This is a genomic window from Fibrella forsythiae (assembly GCF_017353175.1).
Taxonomy (GTDB): Bacteria; Bacteroidota; Bacteroidia; order Cytophagales; family Spirosomataceae; genus Fibrella; species Fibrella forsythiae.
Window position 1 is genome coordinate 315023 of sequence record NZ_JAFMYW010000001.1, and the last position, 15919, is coordinate 330941.

Below are 15919 nucleotides of genomic sequence, written 5' to 3' on the forward strand. Positions count from 1 at the left end.
TTGATTGTGTGAGCTTATTGGTCTGCGTTAGGTGGGGTCAGGCCATCGTTTGGCCAGTCGTTATTGTAGGTCGATTTGACGTACCAGAAGCCGAAAAAATGAATGATGGTCACTACCCAGCCGCCTTGTATCTGATAGTTGGCTGTACCCCGAATAACGTCTTTCAGGTAGACGTCCGAGACCTGATCATTCAGGTTAACGAAGGTGATTTCCTTGCCATTTTTTATGGATTGTGTCTCTGATACGACGATATCCAGCCGCCCGCTGGCTGTGTAGACCGGGACGACATCGTTCAGCCTCGCGTCAACGATGTAAGTCCGGTTCGCTGTAGCGTAGGCATACTTACCAGCCCGGCCGTTGAACAGGCCTTCATTGGTCATTACCTTGCCACGGGGCGAGTAGAGTGCATACGAGACAGGAGGAAGACCGGTAATGGAGGCGGGGTTTGCCGTATTGGCTGCCTCCAGATACAGGGCCGTGTTTTCTTTTATGGCTGGGTCCGACGTGATAGAGATGGACCGCATATTCTGTAAGAAGCTGGCTACACCTGGCAGTGGCTTATTGATGTCAAGCTGTACAGATGAATCACCATCGACAGCCGACAAACCACCCTCCGAGAGCGTTAATTTGCCCAGTAGCCCCTTGATCATACGTACCGCCCCATCGGCAAACACCTGGAATGGAGCGGTAGCCCGATTCTCCCAAGTACTACCCGCCCAGAATCGCACCAGCCCATCCAACGCACTATTTGAGCCTGAAATACCCGCCTGCCCAACGTTGTTTTCGTTCATCATCTCGATGCGCTTGCGGGCAAACACCTCGCCGGAATCAAGTACCCGGAAGGGGGCAAATTCCCGGTTATCGAAGGAGGCTCCAGCCCAGAAGCGGACAGAGGTGATCAGGTTGCCAACGCCAGTGATACCCGCCCGAATCGTGCCCAGAATCGAACTAAGCTGAATGGTGCCAGAGGTGACCATGCCGCCATCGATCACCGTTTTAGTACTGTCGTATTTGGTCGCCCTATCCCAGTCGAGGGCGTTGAATTGCTGTGATGCCCCTCTGCTGTTGATACACTTGCGCAGGTCGGTACCATCCGTCCACAGGTCACCCTCATCGTACGGCGTGTAAGGCTGAACAATGAAATTGCGCCGTTTTCCATCGGCCGTATCTTTCGCCTGAGAGGCTTTCTCGTAGGCCGCTACGGCCGTTTTATCTGTGTTGGGTACCCAGCTGTTAGACGTTTTGCTGTAGGTAAACAGCTGCTTGGTCGATGGCTTGTACCACTGATCACCGTCATGGTTGGCGCGGTCGTACTCCGCCCACGTATTGGGATCTGTTTCCTGAAAATACGAGACGGTTAACCCCTTCAGCGACTTGCGCATATTGGGAATGGTCACGTTCTGGAAGTAGGTGAATTCAGCCTCCAGCTGTTCGAGCGACGAATCGCCACCCCCGTTGCCAGTGAAGATGATGCGCCCGCCAATCTCGCCTGTATCCAGATCAAAGTAGGTTGATCCGTCCGCACTCATAATGCGGCCTGTCCGGATGAACCGGCCGTTGATGGTCGTTGCCCCGTAGGTCAGCGAAATAAACCGTACCCCGTCGATGACCGTGTGGAGGTAACCAATCAGGAAGTAATAATACGTGGCGTCACTATCCACCTTCCGCTGCACGGTATCAAAGCTGATCAGCGCTTCGTTCGGGTTGGTTCGATTACACTTGGCGTAGATGTAGCGGGCATTGTTATCGTTGAGGCTGGTCACCTGCGCCGATAGTTGCCACGTTTTAGGCCCCGAATCAACGATGGTGTAGTGGGTCAGACTACCCGCATTGACCCGAACCGAGTTGGCCAGACCGTTGTAGTTCGGCTCAATGACGACGTTTAGAATCAGTTGCTGACTCTTGGCGCCGATCGCCAGCGAACCCGCCTCAATCGTTTCAGGCCTGATTTTAGAACCATCAAACTGACCGTCTGTATCGAAAAACAATCCCAGCAGTTCCTGACCGATCTTCCACCCGTAGAGGGCTTTTTTCGAGTTGGGCAGGTCATTGATCCGGATAATCGTTTTGATTTCACTCTGCGTGGCCAGTAATTGCTCAATGATGGTGACCTCGTAGGAGTCGGCAACGGTCAGACTATACTGGTTGGGGTTAAACACCTCACGCTCGACCGACAGCACGCGCGAGGTCTTGTTTATGTTCAGCGTCTGATCAACCATCTGAATGTAATCGCCCGGCGTGAAGAAATTCGTAACCGAACCGAAGGCGTCCAGGCGCTTCAGATACGATTCCGATACTTCCACGGCGTACTGAACCCGGGGGGCACAGTTGGCATCCAGGTGATTCTTAGCCGCAATGGCCAGTTCTGCTTCGGCCGCATCAACGTAGCTTTGCGGCATGATGATTTCGAGCAGTACGTACGTGTTGCCGGGTTCCAGTACAAATACCGACGCAGCTGGGTAGGTCTGATCGCGATCGTCTTTGAACGGAATTATCGTAAACGTTTTGGTTGCGTGGATGTACGAACTGATCTCGAAACCCCGCCCGGCCAGTGGTCCCGTTTTTACCGACATCTTGGCCGTGGTGTTCGGCTGCAGATAGTCATTCAGGTCAAAATCCACGCCCGGGTCGGTGAAGCTCAGCCCGTCACTACTGACGCTGGCGATCGTGCCGGTGCGGTGGGGATAGATATCCTCGAACTGCATGGTGCCTTCGATCAACCCGAAGGCCTGTTTGGCCGCCTCGTTTTCAATCCAGCTGCCGTCCGTGCTCAGGCGGAGTTGCGGGGCGTTATTTCGGTAGCCGGTCGGCAGGTTCTTGTTCCCCCCAAACGCGTAGAGCCGGGTGATGTAATCTTTGGAAACACTTCCCCTCGATATGGCGTATAGACCTTTACCTCGGCCGTACTCAAAGACGTGGCTCAGTAAATTGCCCACGGGCCGTAGATGAAGCGTGCAGCTGCTATCGCTAACCCGGACCATTTCAAATTCGGTCGCATATTCCTTACACAGCTTTTGCAACACCGCCAGGCAGTTTTCGTTGGAAAACGTCAACGTTTTGACCGCTGTGTTGGGTTTGACCTCGCCTAACGTCCAGTCCGGATAGGCCCGGTGAATGTTGTTCATCAGCACCGAGACGAACAGGGCCAGATCACCTGTCAGGCTGAATTCGGCCCCACTACTGTAGCCCAGCACATCCAGGTTGAAGTACTGCAGGTCCCGTAGATTGTACTGACTGCCGTAAAACACCAGCTCATAGACCAACACCCGCTTCTTGTCGTCCCGGGAGGCAGAGGGTACTTTGTTGAGCCTGTAGCGTTCGCCGAAAACGGCGATGGCGTCATTGATATCGAAGTCTAAGGGTTCGGCCGACTCAACGGTTATGCTTACCATATCGTCACCCAGGAGCGTGCGCGATTGTTTGGCCTCAACGATCGTAATCAGGCTCCCTTTCCGCTGCAGCCGCAGCGTTTCCCCAGTCTGTTTCGTGACTACAAGAGCGGCCATACCATCGTTGCGTTAGAGGTAAGGCTGGTGATCTCCTCGATCAGTCCAGCGATGATGATGTAGTAGGTTCCCGTACCCGTGTAGGTGTGGCTGACCTCTTTGGAAGAGCCATACACATCCGAGTCGTGGAGGCCGTCGCCCCAGTGAAGCTGAAGCGCATTGTCACTGCTGATGGTCAGGGTAACTGTGCCGGGGCCGACAAACGAGAGCACGCGCTTGACCGGATCTGGTTCGCGCAGCAGCAGATCGAACGTACTGACCATACGCCCCTTGCGCCACGCCTTGTTGAAGACGGTTCCCTTGGGTGAATAGACGTCATAGACCAGCGCAGGCTCATCGAATACATTGATCTGTAGTCGTTGGGTCTGGGACTTATAGAGTTCGGCGGTGAAGGTTCGCCAGCGGCTCATTAGCTGGGCCGGGTTCACGGTGTCTATCCAGCATTTGAGCGTGATCTCCCGGGGCATAAACAGGGTAGTCGACAGGTCCACGGCCTCCCCGTGTTCATTCGCCCAGTCGGCGGTTGGCCGAGGCTTGGGTTCGAGGGCATCCATCACGCCCAGCGACTCGTCGACGTAGATTTCGAACTGCTCAAAGGGCAGACCATTCAAACTATAGGCCACGCTGTTGCCCAGTACTGCCGGTGTAGGCTGCTGGGTAGTCAGCATCTCAAAGGAGACGGGTCCAATCAACTGGGGCCGGACCAGCACCTCTGATTCAACCAGTACCTCCGACCACCTGACGTTACCCGTCGCCGTGGTGACGTCATCGTTATAGAGGGCCATACCCACCGGCGTTCCCCACCCGGCCGGGTAATCCCCCGACTGAACCACGCTGCCATTGAGCGAAATCGAGATAGAGCCGTCGGCGCCATTGATCAGCTGCTCAATTTTCAGCAGTGTCCAGCTGGTCATGGCGCTGCCCAGTACCGCCGTCACAATGCGGTCAGTACCGGCGAAGCGGAGCATCAGGTACGTGTTGGTTGGGCTGCCCGTGGCGTCAGCTTTTACCCAGCCGGTGAACGTAAAGGAGTTTTCTAAACTGAACAGCGCTGAACCCGAGACCCGCGCATAGCCCCCTGCCTCTATGTGCAGGTTAGCATGACCACCATCGGTACCAAAGCTTCCGCCAACAACCTGCGCTGACCGGTTGGTATTCGCGGTATTGATCGCTACCGATGCACCGGGCTGCTCATCAAAGGGAATATGTACTAGTGTTACGCTCATATTAGCCGGGTAATCCTTTGCTGTATAGTGGGTTTGTCTTCAGCGTATCGACGATCTTGTCGAGTTTCCTGTCCAGATTCTCAGTGTTGCGATCGATGTTGGCGGTATCCTGTTTGATGCCCGACAGGTAGAGCAGTGACTCTCTCATCAGGGCCACACCTTGAGCCCCGTTGATGCGCAAAGCCGTGATTTCGCCCTCGATTACGCTGGCCGTCGATTCGCTGATTGAGGCAATGCCACCGCCCTGCAAGGGAGTCTTCTTATCCGCCTCTTTCTGGAAGATGTTGAACCCTGCCTTCTGGGCCTCTTTGCTGGCCTGATCCAGGGCCGAGTCGAACTGATCGGAGAGTTTCTTGCTGGCCTCGAAGAAGCGGCCGTATACCCCCGTCAGGTCGCCCCCTGAATCAAAAGCTGCCGTTAATTCGCTCTCTAGTTGCTTGAACTGGTCGGCAAATATCCGGTTGAAGATGAGTTGGGATAGCACACTTTCCAGGCTCTCAGAGACTGATTTAGCCATCGCATCAGCCGCTTTTTCGCCCGACTTAAACGCATCGATGAGGTTGCTCCGAAGTGAACCGGCCAAATCACCCGCCAGGGTGGTGATGATACTTTCAATCTGCTTTTTGGCGTCTTCAGCGGCTTTGGCCCAGTCGAGGGTGTTTTGTACCAGCTGCTTGGTGTTATCGTCCAGCTGATTGCTTGAGAGCAGGCTTTTGGCAATCTCCTGATTGACCTCCCGAACGCCATTAGCCGATGTTCTCAACAGTTCAGGGTAGGTCTGCAGCAGGTTGGCGTATTCATCTTGCTTCTTCTTACCTCCGAACAACCCGATGGCTCCGCCGATCAATCCCCCGACAATACCACCTACTACATTACCTACACCGGGGAGTACAATGCCCAATGTCGCCCCGGCTACCGCGCCTTTAGCTACCGCACTTAAATCGGTTGCGTTCTTTTGACCCGTTTTTGCTTTGCCCTCATTGAGCTTGGCAATGGCAGTCTGGTATTTTAGTTGAGCGTCGCGATACTTGGCAAAGTTATCGTTTAATTCACCTGCGTAATCCCGAAGGAAAATCGAGCTTTCCTGTTGAGACTGAATGCCGATTTGCTCATTGAGCAACAGATTGTATTGCTGCTGATATTCGTTTCGATTACGAGCAAATTCGGCCTCTGCTTGTGCCCGTTGAGCCGACGACGAAGTGACAATATCAATCAGGCTAATAATGCTCTGCAAGCCGGCTGCATATTGATCTTGCTTAGATGCTCCATCTTTTAGAGCGACGTTGAGCAAACCAAAGTTGCTGGCCAAGCCAGATAATATAGAACCCAAACTGCCAATCGTACCACCAAGAGCCGCTAAGGATTGGCCTAACTCACCAGCTAGACCAGCAAACTGTTGAAGGTTCTCAAACGAACTTTTTCCAAGCTCGCGTTCAGCAATAGCCAAATCAGCTAGAGCCTCTCTATAATCTTCGGTAGATTCGGCTCCTTCGTCTTTTAGTTTTGCGATACGCGCCCGTAACTGATTGACGGTATCAATTTGAGCCTGTCTGCCTTCGCTGGTAATTTTCGCCGTAAACGCTTTCCATTCATCCGATTCCTTTAGTCGGGTAAGTTTTGCCTCTGCAATTTGATCGCTCTCGGCCTTATCCAGAACGGCAAGCCTTTCTTTCATGGCCGACGTCTCTACCCCATTTGCCTGCTTGATAATCTGGGTACGTAGGTAGGCGTAATGCTTTCTGATAGAATTGATCTGTTCCTCCGATGCGGCTACTGATTCGAGATAACCGCGTACATCGTCGGTGATATCATTTTTAGTCTGAACCTTACGGTCGGCAACAATGACCTTTTTCTCGTAGTCAGCAGGGCCAAGTTTAGCTTGTTGCTGTTCTAAAACTTCCAAGTAATCAGTCAGCGTAGCCGCCTCTGCTTTGGCTCGATCTAGGAATTCAACGAATAGCTCTATTGGTGTTTTTACACCCGTCAGGGAGTTCTTTTCTCCGATTAGTTTATCGACGTTGAATGCATCTGTTTCGTTGAAGTTCTGCTTGGCTTGCAGCTCAGAAATTTTAGCATTGAGGTAATCAACGTAAGAATCTCCCGACTTTTTTAGGTCTGTAAACTGAGAATCAGCGGCCTCTTTACCGTATGTATCGACCCACCGTTGATAGAGTGCGTACTGGCTTTTCTTTTCCTCAAGTTCTTCCGAAAAGGTTTTAACCGAATTGCGCTTCTCAATTTCGTCTGCTTTTTCACGCGCTTGAGTAATAATATAACGCTGTGTAGCGATAGCTTCCGGGCTAGTCCCATCCGGCATAGTACCAAGAGCTTTTTGAGCATCGTCAATTAATAGCTCGTAATACTTGAGTGTGCCAACAGGCGTATCAAGCGACCGCTGTATAAGTTCAGCCTGTTGAGTAGCAAACTCTTTGGTTGCTTTAAGGCGGTTGGCTCGACTTGTGTTGGTTGAGGTATCTATCCGTTTTAGAGCCTCATCGGCAATCTTTGCCTCATTTTCCCAATAGGACTGGCTACCTATTTCACCTACCTTCTCAGCCGCTTTAGCGGCCTTGTTTTGCGCGGGTGTTTTCTTGCCTTGTAGATTAGCCTTTTCGGTTTGCAGGTCGGCAATCTTCTGATTTATCTCTGCCTTTTTAGCTTCCGATAGCTTAGTATCAAGTAGCTCCTTTTGAGCCTTGATCTCCTTATCGATTTGCTGAATGCCTCTAGCCTTAACCTCTTGCCCCTTTTTGTCTGTCTTGGCAAGGTCGTCAAGTTGCTTCTGTAGGCTTTTAGCGGCATCCTCTGCCCGTTTGTAGTTAGGACTTAATTTGTCGCTTGTAGCGGCCATAATGTCCTGTTGCCGCCTGATTTCATTAGCCAGGTAGTCTTTTGTACCCCCGGTAATCAATCGCGCCTGATTACCCTCTAACTTGGCAATCTGCTCCTCAGCCTGTTTCTTGATCGCAAGAGCCGCATCGGCATCCCGCTTCAAGTTTACCAGTTGCAATCCCGCTGCCGCTCCCGTACCAATTCCGCCCCCCTCCGGCCCGTTGGTTGAGTTGCGTTTGCCGCTAATTTTTTTACTCTGATCGACAAGTCGCTTGTTTACTTCTTCTAGTTTTTTGCCAGCCTCTGCATCCTGCTCATAAGCAGCTTTCAGAGCGCCTTGACCCGCTTCGAGTTGAATCTTTTTACGTAGCGAGGTAATGTACTCTTCAACCGATTTGGTTAAATCTGCCGTTTTGGCCCGTTGAAAATCTAATCCAGCTACTATGTCGGGTGAGATTTCTTTAAGCCGGTTGTAAGCCTTCAACCGCTCAGATTCCGCTACATTCTGATTTTTCAGAACGCCGATGAGTGTGCCAATTTCACTACGCTGCTGACCTAGGGTAGAGGCCGTGTTTTTACTAGCATCAGCTAATAATTCCTGTGCCGATTTAACCTGTTGCGTTTCATCTCTGAACGCAAAATAAGCAGTCACCAAACCCGCTAAGAGTGCCGCCGCAAGGGCGTATGGATTGGCTAGCAGGGTTGTGTTTAACAACCGTTGCGCCTTGGCCATTAGAGACGTAGCCTCAGCAGCCCGAATCTGTGACAGACTCAGCGCACTACTGCTACTAGCGGCGGCAGCTTGTGCTACGGCCTGACTTCGGGTAATGGCAATATTCTGTAGTTGGGCTACAGAGGCCAGTACTTGCGCCGCCCGGTAGGTTCCGTAAGCCGCCGCAATGACCTGTAATGTATCTATGAGTTGCTGATAGCTTTGAACGGCTGTCGTCGCGCCTTTAATGATGTCAGCGGCTAGACCCTCGTTTTGCTTACCAATGTCATTAAGGGCGGCTTCCCATGCGTCCGAAAGCTGAGAGGTCAATCCAACCAGTGACTTACTTTGTGCCTCTGTCAGACCAGCAAACACACCCTGTCCGCTGGTCATGTTTTTGAAGGCTTGCTCTACCTCCTTAAAGCCAACTTTACCCGCCGATACAAAATCATTTACCTCGTCGGTGTTGATCTTGAGCACCTTTGCCAGTTCGGCGTAAATCCCGATTCCACGACCAGCAAATTGCCTAATATCCTGAGCATAAGCCCGTCCCTGCGTTTTTAGAGTGCCATACAAATAGGCGATTTCGCCCAGTGGTTGCGACGTACCAGCAGCGACATCGCCCAGCATCTTAACTTCGGAAATTACACTATCTGCCGCCGAACCATAGGCTAATAGTTGTTTGACAACCTGTGCGCTCTCTTTTACACTTGATGGGGAAACTAGGGCATAATCTCTGATCTCCCCAAACAGCTTATCGGCTTTTTCTTTCGACCGAAGCATGGTTGAAAAGGAAATTTCAAGCTGCTGAAATTCACCCCGAACCTTTAACAGCTCTTGAGGTAGCTGAGATAGTCCAGCAAAAGCAAAGGCCGTGGTTGCGTATTTGCTTATACTGGCAAAGGCGCTGTCTATTTTGCTGGTCTCCCGGACGGTGGCGTTGGAAAAGCCGATCATCCGGCGTTCCGCCGCCGTCAGTGTGGCATTCCAGTTGGCATCACGAATCAGTAAATCAAAGTCAAGCGCTGCTGACATCCTTTAAGTTTGATGAAAAAAAGGACTTCATTATGAAGTCCCGCATAACGGCAAAGATATTGAAACGACTCAGTAAATGAAGACGTTTGAGAGCTAAAGCAACTTGTTTTTAGGGGGTAAGCTTAAGCGAACAGAGATAACCAGCAAAGCCGCCCGATTGCTCAGGCGGCTTTGCTGGTATGAGATTACAATGAAAGCTATACTAAGAAACTTTTGGCTTTTCAATAACCTTGGTTCGTATTGCCCTGCCGCTGTTCCACATAACTGCAACACCACCAAGAACAAGGTAAATTTGCTCTGTGTAGCCGATAGCTAGCTTGTTTTCTAAGCCGATCAATATAACCCGGTAGCCTCCCAAAAAGGAAAACGAACTAAGGGCAACTGCGAGAAAATTGCCCAGCGCTAAGTTATCAACCTTGTCTTTGTAAATTCTGAAACCAGCATAGGCAAAGGCCGCAAGTAGTGCTAAAATAATGGCCTGTGTATTGTCTGTGTTCAATTTTTGCAAAAACGCAATGATCTCCTTTGTAGTCATAAGGGCAATCTACAGGAAATTAATGCGCAGCCTGCTTATGAGCCGATTTTGCTCGTGACTTAGAATGTCCTTTATGTTGAGTTGAGCGTCCAGAATAGACACCTATAGCCGCACCTATAATAGCGCCAGCTATAGCACCTGGAATGTTGGCTATGTTAGCTCCTAGCATTGCTCCCCCTGTTGCTGTAGCAATGACAGTGGTAGAATCAAATTCTTCTGTGCCTTGAGGGTTATGCATTTGATTAGCTCTTTAATTGTCCAAACCTTGGAAAGATGAGTTACAGAATAATCTACAGTACGAATTACTGTATGATCTATCTCATGAGTTCCTGTACAATAGTACAAAATTAGTACTACTAATGTTCATACTACCAATTCTGGTACTGCTAATTTCGGAACTACCAGTTCTGGTACTACCAGTTTCGGAACTACCAACATTCAAACTGCTAGTTTTAAAAGTATCAGTTTGAACATTGGTAGTGTTATAACTACTGGATTTTTCCACTCCCCCGCACTTTAGGCGGGGGAGTGGAAAAACAGGTTAACAAACGCGGCTTTAGTGTGTCTGCTTCAGCGGTATGAAAAATGCAATAATGACACTTAATCAAGAGTCACACCCAATGGACGATATGTCACTTTAATGATGATTAAGTTTCTATTTTTAGTTTGAGGTATTTCTAGAGAGGGATTTTAAGTATGTTAAATCTTTTGAAATCCTTTAATTTGCTATATGATAGAAAATGAAGACTACCCAATTGGCAATATAGTTAAGCGGGTCAGAGAGGAGAAGGGGCTTACACAGGCTGAACTAGCTGACTTAGTGGGAACATCTAGGGCTGTTATAGGAAATCTAGAATCTGACAGATATAGTCCCACAATCAAAACAATAAATAAGGTCGCTAAAGCAATGGGTTTGAGCTTGAGAATAACTTTCGAGTAGCTATATATTTTTTTGCCAATAAATGATGTGATTTCACGTCAAACGGTTATATTTGTCTTACCATTTAGCCAACGGAAAAAGCGACATAATACCATCAAGGTTGCCTTGCTGAATAACGGTAGACTGACTAACTGGTGAGAAACCAAAAACCCCCAACGCTGATATTCTTGGCAGAAGAAGCGAAGGGGGCTATGAAAAACACAAAAACCTGTAAGGATTATGCGTCAGACGCAAAACTACGGCCCAAATCGGGCCGAATCAACTCCTATTGTGTCAACGGCTGAATCTGCCGACACAATCTACCTCCCGCTTCTGGTCTTTCAGACCGAAACAGTGAGCGGCGAACCTATCCCCTCGGAGGTTCAATTAGCACACGCCTCGCTGGTGCATTTCCGGGATTTTCTCGCAGGGGACAACACCGGACACCCTACCACAAAGGCGAATCTTGACACGCTCAATGAGCTAATCAGGAACGTTCAAAGCCTCTGTTTCGCCAAGCTGAGCGAGTTGTCGATTCTGGTTACTGAATTAAACGAGCGTCGGCCATGAGTTTGCTTACGGGTTTTCTCGATAGCGTACCAGGTACGCCAGCCGATCAGTCCAGCTTTGACGATATACGGGATAAGTACCCCGCCGGGTATCCTATTAAGCCAAATTGGCCCGACCGCAATAGTTATCATCATCAATTTGATCTCAAACTTGAGATTAAAGGCGATCCATACGCTCCATCAACCTCTATGTCGCTGCTATGGGCATTAGATGCCCGCAAGGAAGAATTATACCGCCAGTTGATTCGGTCGGTGCATGAGAGGAGTGATGAATCGTTGATTGAGGCCAGTAACATGCTCAGTGAGCTTGAAAACATTGATGAGCTGGTGCGGAATTTGGCTATTCACCTTCATGACCTTGCGGTAAGAAATCAACAGGTTATAGCTGGCCTCAATGACCCTAGCCGGATAAGAGAGGCCGGGGAGGTGGATGGGTTTTACCAAGCCCGCCACCTTGACCGGATGCGTAAACTAATCAAATCGTAGGCATGAACGAGCTGATTCAGATCACCACTAATGAACAAGGTTCGTCGGTGGTGTCGGCTCGCGAGCTATACGAGTCGCTTGGCTTTGATGTCTCACAATGGGCGCGGTGGTCAAAGAAGAATATTGTTACCAACCCCTTTGCGCTGCAAGGTGTTGACTGGCAACAACTCGACATTGTGTCGAAAACCTCCGAAGGGGGTAGGCCATCTGTAGACTACGCTCTCTCTACTGACTTTGCGGAACGGCTGTGTATGTTGGCCCGTACGGAGAAGGGGGAGGAGGTAAGGCGCTGGTTTCAGGCGATCAAGAATAAGGCCATGCAAGCCCCGGCCCTATCGTCTACGGAAAACCTGTTGCTTCAACTTGCCCAGCAACAAACCCAGCTTCTAACTAACCAGCAAAACCAGCTTGACCAACTACGGTCTGACATGGGTAAAATACAGGCTGGTGTTCGCCCGATACGTACCCGGTCTACTCAGTTGTCTTTGCCTCATATGCGCCCCGGCAAAGATGAGGGGTTACGACAACTAATCAACCAGCGGGTAAATGAGTACTGCGAACGTTTCGGCGTTGAGCAGGGTGAAACGTACCGTTACCTGTACCAGCGCATGCAAGCCGTATTTGGCCTCAACGTCTACCAACTGGTACGGCGCAACACAGAAAGTCTAATTGATGCCGTAGAGCGATACGGACACTTACACCGGTTGTATTCGGTAGTGAAAGCGGAAATTGATTTTGTCGAATAACATAAACGCCCGGTATAATGCCGGGGCTATTGGTATGCTTGATATTTCACAGCACAAACACCCCGGCATTTATAGGTTCACCAATAAGGTAAACGGTAAGATCTATATTGGTCAGGCTCAAAACATAAGTATCAGATATAAGTCTCATCGGAACTCAAACGGACAAGGGTATTTTCAAAAAGCACTAAGGCACCACGGAATAGACTCTTTCAATTTTGAGGTACTTGAGCGCGTAGATGATCTGTCGATACTTACAGAAAGGGAACAATACTGGTTGGATTTTTACCGGCCTTACGAACCTCACATTGGTTACAATATCGCAAGAGTTGCTGGTTCATGTAGGGGCGTTAAAAGGGCAACTGAGCAAGTTGAGGCTCATAGGTTGCGAATGACCGGAAAGCTGGCTGGTCCCCTAAATCCAAGGTGGGGTAAGACGCACACCCCCGAAGCGCGCGCCATAATATCGGAAGCTAGAAAAAGAGCAAAAGCCAGTCCCGAAACTAGAGCTAAGTTATCAGCAACAACTACACGTAATAACCTACGGAGAAGCCCTGAACTCTTGGCGAAGATAGCAAGTGCTATAGTCAAGGCTCACGCTAAGCCAATCGCTCAAATAGACCCGATAACCGACAGTACGATACATATTTGGGGGTCTGTGCGTGAGATTAATGAACAATTGGGAATAACCATTTGCGGGATTCAGAACGCGTGCAGGGGTAGATACTACTGCAACAAGCGAAAAGGGTATTTCCCTAAAGATTCACACGGCGGCTATAAGTGGCAATACGTAGACCTCACCCCTCTTGTATGAACGCCGCTACAAAATGGCTCATCCGTGATGCTTACCGAAGCGGTGAGCCGCCCAACGAAATAGCCCTACGGCTTGCCCTACTAGAAACAGATGTAAACCGGACGTTACGATCAATGATAAAGGCCAACAAGCCAGCCCCAAAAGAGCGACCAGAGAAGCCCGTAACCTTTCGCGTAGTGCTGATTGATTATGATGCCGACCTTCGCAAAGCGTTAATAGAGAAACTACGAACTACCCCGCTGTACCTGGACTGGCGCAAGAAGGTGCTTAAGATTGATCGTTACCGTTGTCGGGAATGCGGCAACACGAAACGGGTTCAGGTTGACCATATCTATCCGCTGTCGGCAATCATTCACAATTACCAAATTAATAGCTTAGAAGAGGCGGCAGAGTGTGAATTGATCTGGCGAATCAGCAATGGACGAACATTATGCTCAACCTGCCACCAACGTACCGATACACATGGAGCGAAGGCGAAACGTCTGTGGATAGAAGGGATTACCTCGGACGAGTGAAAAGAAGCCCGACTGCTAGCAGTCGGGCTTCTTTATAACCTTTCGTTTTTTTAAATAAAATACTTAGTAAGTTGATAGATGGCTTTACGCTCAGGCGGCTTTTTGTAGATAATAATGTAAAGATTAACCACTCAATAAATAACCAACCGACTGGCTATCAAGTGAATTATATTTAAATAAGGATTATGCGTGGTATAGTAAATTATACTAAATAGAAGACAACCACCCCCTTAAAAAAAGAAATAGATAAACTTAAATTATCATGGGAAAAAGTAATAAGCAGAGATACGAGGAGACTTTGGAGAACTTGCCTAAAGATGATTGTGCCGGCCACCTTATAGGTGGCGAAATAGTCTCGCTCATTAGTGCTTTAAAACATGACCCGGTGCAGATAGACAAACTAGGGGGCGCAATAAGCATGGGCAGCAAGAGTTTATTCAAAAAACCAGATGCCGTCAAGAATATACATCATCTTAGGCGCGGTATCTTGTTAGCCTACCTGACCATTGGGGGCGGTAGTTCAAATGGTCTACCGTTATTAATTAATAAAATAGCTAACAAAGGTCAAGGAGATCTTAAAAATGAATTAATGAAGTTTTTGCCAGTGACCTCTGAAACCTGGAAGTTTAATACTGCGCTTGCGTTGATTAAGAAGCGATATGGGGATTATATTGAAGATAATATTTTCTATAAGGCGCTTCTTAATGACGCCAACCGGTCTTTATACGTTAAATTTTTAGACAAGGATAACTTCTTAACCGCGTATAGAATATATTCAGGTAAGGTTCCCCAAGAATGTAAAGCCACCGCTTTTACAACAGATCCTGAGCCTATACGAAATTATCCAGTAATACACGTAAACCGACATAGGGATGATAATTCATCCATCAATGCAACTATTGTACATGAACTTTTACATTTTCTTACTCATCCTCTTTTCACCAAAGTATTTACCACGGATGTTGGAAATAATAATTTTGACGAGGCAGTCACGGAATACTTCACGCGAAAAGTTATTGAACAAAAAGGCATTTCTGCAGATGATACTGTTCAAGAATTTATATTGTCTCGTAAAGGTATTTATGATGGTCATGTTGCTGGACTCAATAAGTTGAGGGATACAATAAAGGCGGAGAATACGAAAGAAAAGCGTGAAAATTATTTGAAATTAGCCTATTTCAAAGGTGACCAAAAAGCTATAGCATTATTAAAATCTATTATGGGGCTTAAATGAATACAACGCCTGATCCACATCACTAAAGCAATGATGACTCTAACGACTGCCACCGTTAGCAGTTCACTGACCGCTTGAAAACAACGCGGATGGTTTTATTGCATTGCTTTAACACATAATCTTAAACAGCAAAGCCGCCCGATTACTCAAGCGGCTTTGCTGTTTAAGTCAAAAAGGAATTATTATCCTATCGGCCTACTGCTTGGTCAGTTCCATCTTCGAAGTAACGGATGCACCACTAATCGTTGCCGTTTGCGTTAAGGTCAGCTTGCTACCAGCAACTAGGCTGCTAAGCCACCTGATAAGGTAGTTAGGGAAAAAGCTGTGGCAATAAGTCGACAATCTAACGTGTAGGGAATAAAGTCTAGAATTCGTACCCTGTTAATATCTGGGTGGTTCGGGTTGATGAGGAGGTTGTTTTCATTGGGATTAATGGCAGAAGGGATACTACAAGCCAGTGTATTGCCTTTCTCAAACCAAAAAGCCAGGAACTGCCAACTACAGGCCAAGGCCGGCTTAGCATCCCAATCCGTAGGTAAATCACTAATAGTAAATGTCCGAATGCACTCATCAGGTATTTCCAGGATGGCAAAATTCATGTTTGGAATCATCTTATCAATCAGATGCACAGCCTTCTCAAGCACAGCTAAAGAACTGGTTGAAGAAGCATAAATTAATGAAGTGCCAATGTTGTTCCAGCGGCCCCCTAGATCAGCAGAGCCAGCCCCCGAAAGTGTAGTTGAATTGTGTTTTATTTTTTGCAATCTGTATGCAGTTGCCATAAGACGATTGA

The 15919-nt window shown here is 48.6% G+C and carries 12 protein-coding genes; 7 read left to right on the plus strand and 5 right to left on the minus strand.

Annotation, left to right across the window (positions count from 1 at the left end):
• Window positions 1-14 precede the first annotated feature (14 nt).
• From J2I46_RS01565 to J2I46_RS01580, 4 genes are all read right to left on the minus strand, one after another.
• Window positions 15-3506 carry a phage tail family protein gene (locus J2I46_RS01565; protein WP_207327167.1) on the minus strand — a complete coding sequence of 1164 codons (3492 nt, stop codon included), beginning with the start codon at window positions 3504-3506 and terminating at the stop codon, window positions 15-17.
• On the minus strand, window positions 3491-4732 hold the full coding sequence (locus J2I46_RS01570) for a hypothetical protein (protein WP_207327168.1): 1242 nt from the start codon (window positions 4730-4732) through the stop codon (window positions 3491-3493). Before J2I46_RS01570 ends, J2I46_RS01565 begins: the two co-directional genes overlap by 16 nt.
• 1 nt (window position 4733) lies before the next feature.
• Complete coding sequence (locus J2I46_RS01575; protein WP_207327169.1) at window positions 4734-9311, minus strand: tape measure protein; 4578 nt, start codon at window positions 9309-9311, stop codon at window positions 4734-4736.
• Between the two features lie 202 nt (window positions 9312-9513).
• Window positions 9514-9846: a hypothetical protein gene (locus tag J2I46_RS01580; protein ID WP_207327170.1), complete on the minus strand. Its 333-nt coding sequence runs from the start codon at window positions 9844-9846 to the stop codon at window positions 9514-9516.
• Window positions 9847-10576: 730 nt separating this feature from the next.
• Here J2I46_RS01580 and J2I46_RS33435 point away from each other — a divergent pair.
• From J2I46_RS33435 to J2I46_RS01615, 7 genes are all read left to right on the plus strand, one after another.
• Window positions 10577-10786 (plus strand): helix-turn-helix transcriptional regulator, encoded by a 210-nt coding sequence (locus tag J2I46_RS33435; protein ID WP_207327171.1) that lies wholly within the window; start codon window positions 10577-10579, stop codon window positions 10784-10786.
• Between the two features lie 219 nt (window positions 10787-11005).
• Entirely contained in the window at window positions 11006-11335 is a 330-nt protein-coding gene (locus tag J2I46_RS01590) for a hypothetical protein (RefSeq protein ID WP_207327172.1), read from the plus strand.
• Window positions 11332-11820, plus strand: coding sequence for a hypothetical protein (locus J2I46_RS01595; protein WP_207327173.1), 489 nt, complete (start codon window positions 11332-11334; stop codon window positions 11818-11820). The genes J2I46_RS01590 and J2I46_RS01595 overlap by 4 nt, the downstream gene beginning before the upstream one ends.
• Before the next feature lie 2 nt (window positions 11821-11822).
• Window positions 11823-12566, plus strand: coding sequence for an antA/AntB antirepressor family protein (locus J2I46_RS01600; protein ID WP_207327174.1), 744 nt, complete (start codon window positions 11823-11825; stop codon window positions 12564-12566).
• 34 nt (window positions 12567-12600) lie between these two features.
• Window positions 12601-13377 carry a GIY-YIG nuclease family protein gene (locus J2I46_RS01605; protein WP_207327175.1) on the plus strand — a complete coding sequence of 259 codons (777 nt, stop codon included), beginning with the start codon at window positions 12601-12603 and terminating at the stop codon, window positions 13375-13377.
• Entirely contained in the window at window positions 13374-13892 is a 519-nt protein-coding gene (locus tag J2I46_RS01610; RefSeq protein ID WP_207327176.1) for an HNH endonuclease, read from the plus strand. The genes J2I46_RS01605 and J2I46_RS01610 overlap by 4 nt, the downstream gene beginning before the upstream one ends.
• 262 nt (window positions 13893-14154) lie before the next feature.
• Window positions 14155-15126: a hypothetical protein gene (locus J2I46_RS01615; protein ID WP_207327177.1), complete on the plus strand. Its 972-nt coding sequence runs from the start codon at window positions 14155-14157 to the stop codon at window positions 15124-15126.
• 281 nt (window positions 15127-15407) lie between these two features.
• On the opposite strand, the gene J2I46_RS01620 is transcribed toward J2I46_RS01615, so the two are convergent.
• A complete protein-coding gene (locus J2I46_RS01620; RefSeq protein WP_207327178.1) occupies window positions 15408-15908 on the minus strand; it encodes an RES family NAD+ phosphorylase in 501 nt (166 codons plus the stop codon).
• Between the last annotated feature and the right edge of the window lie 11 nt (window positions 15909-15919).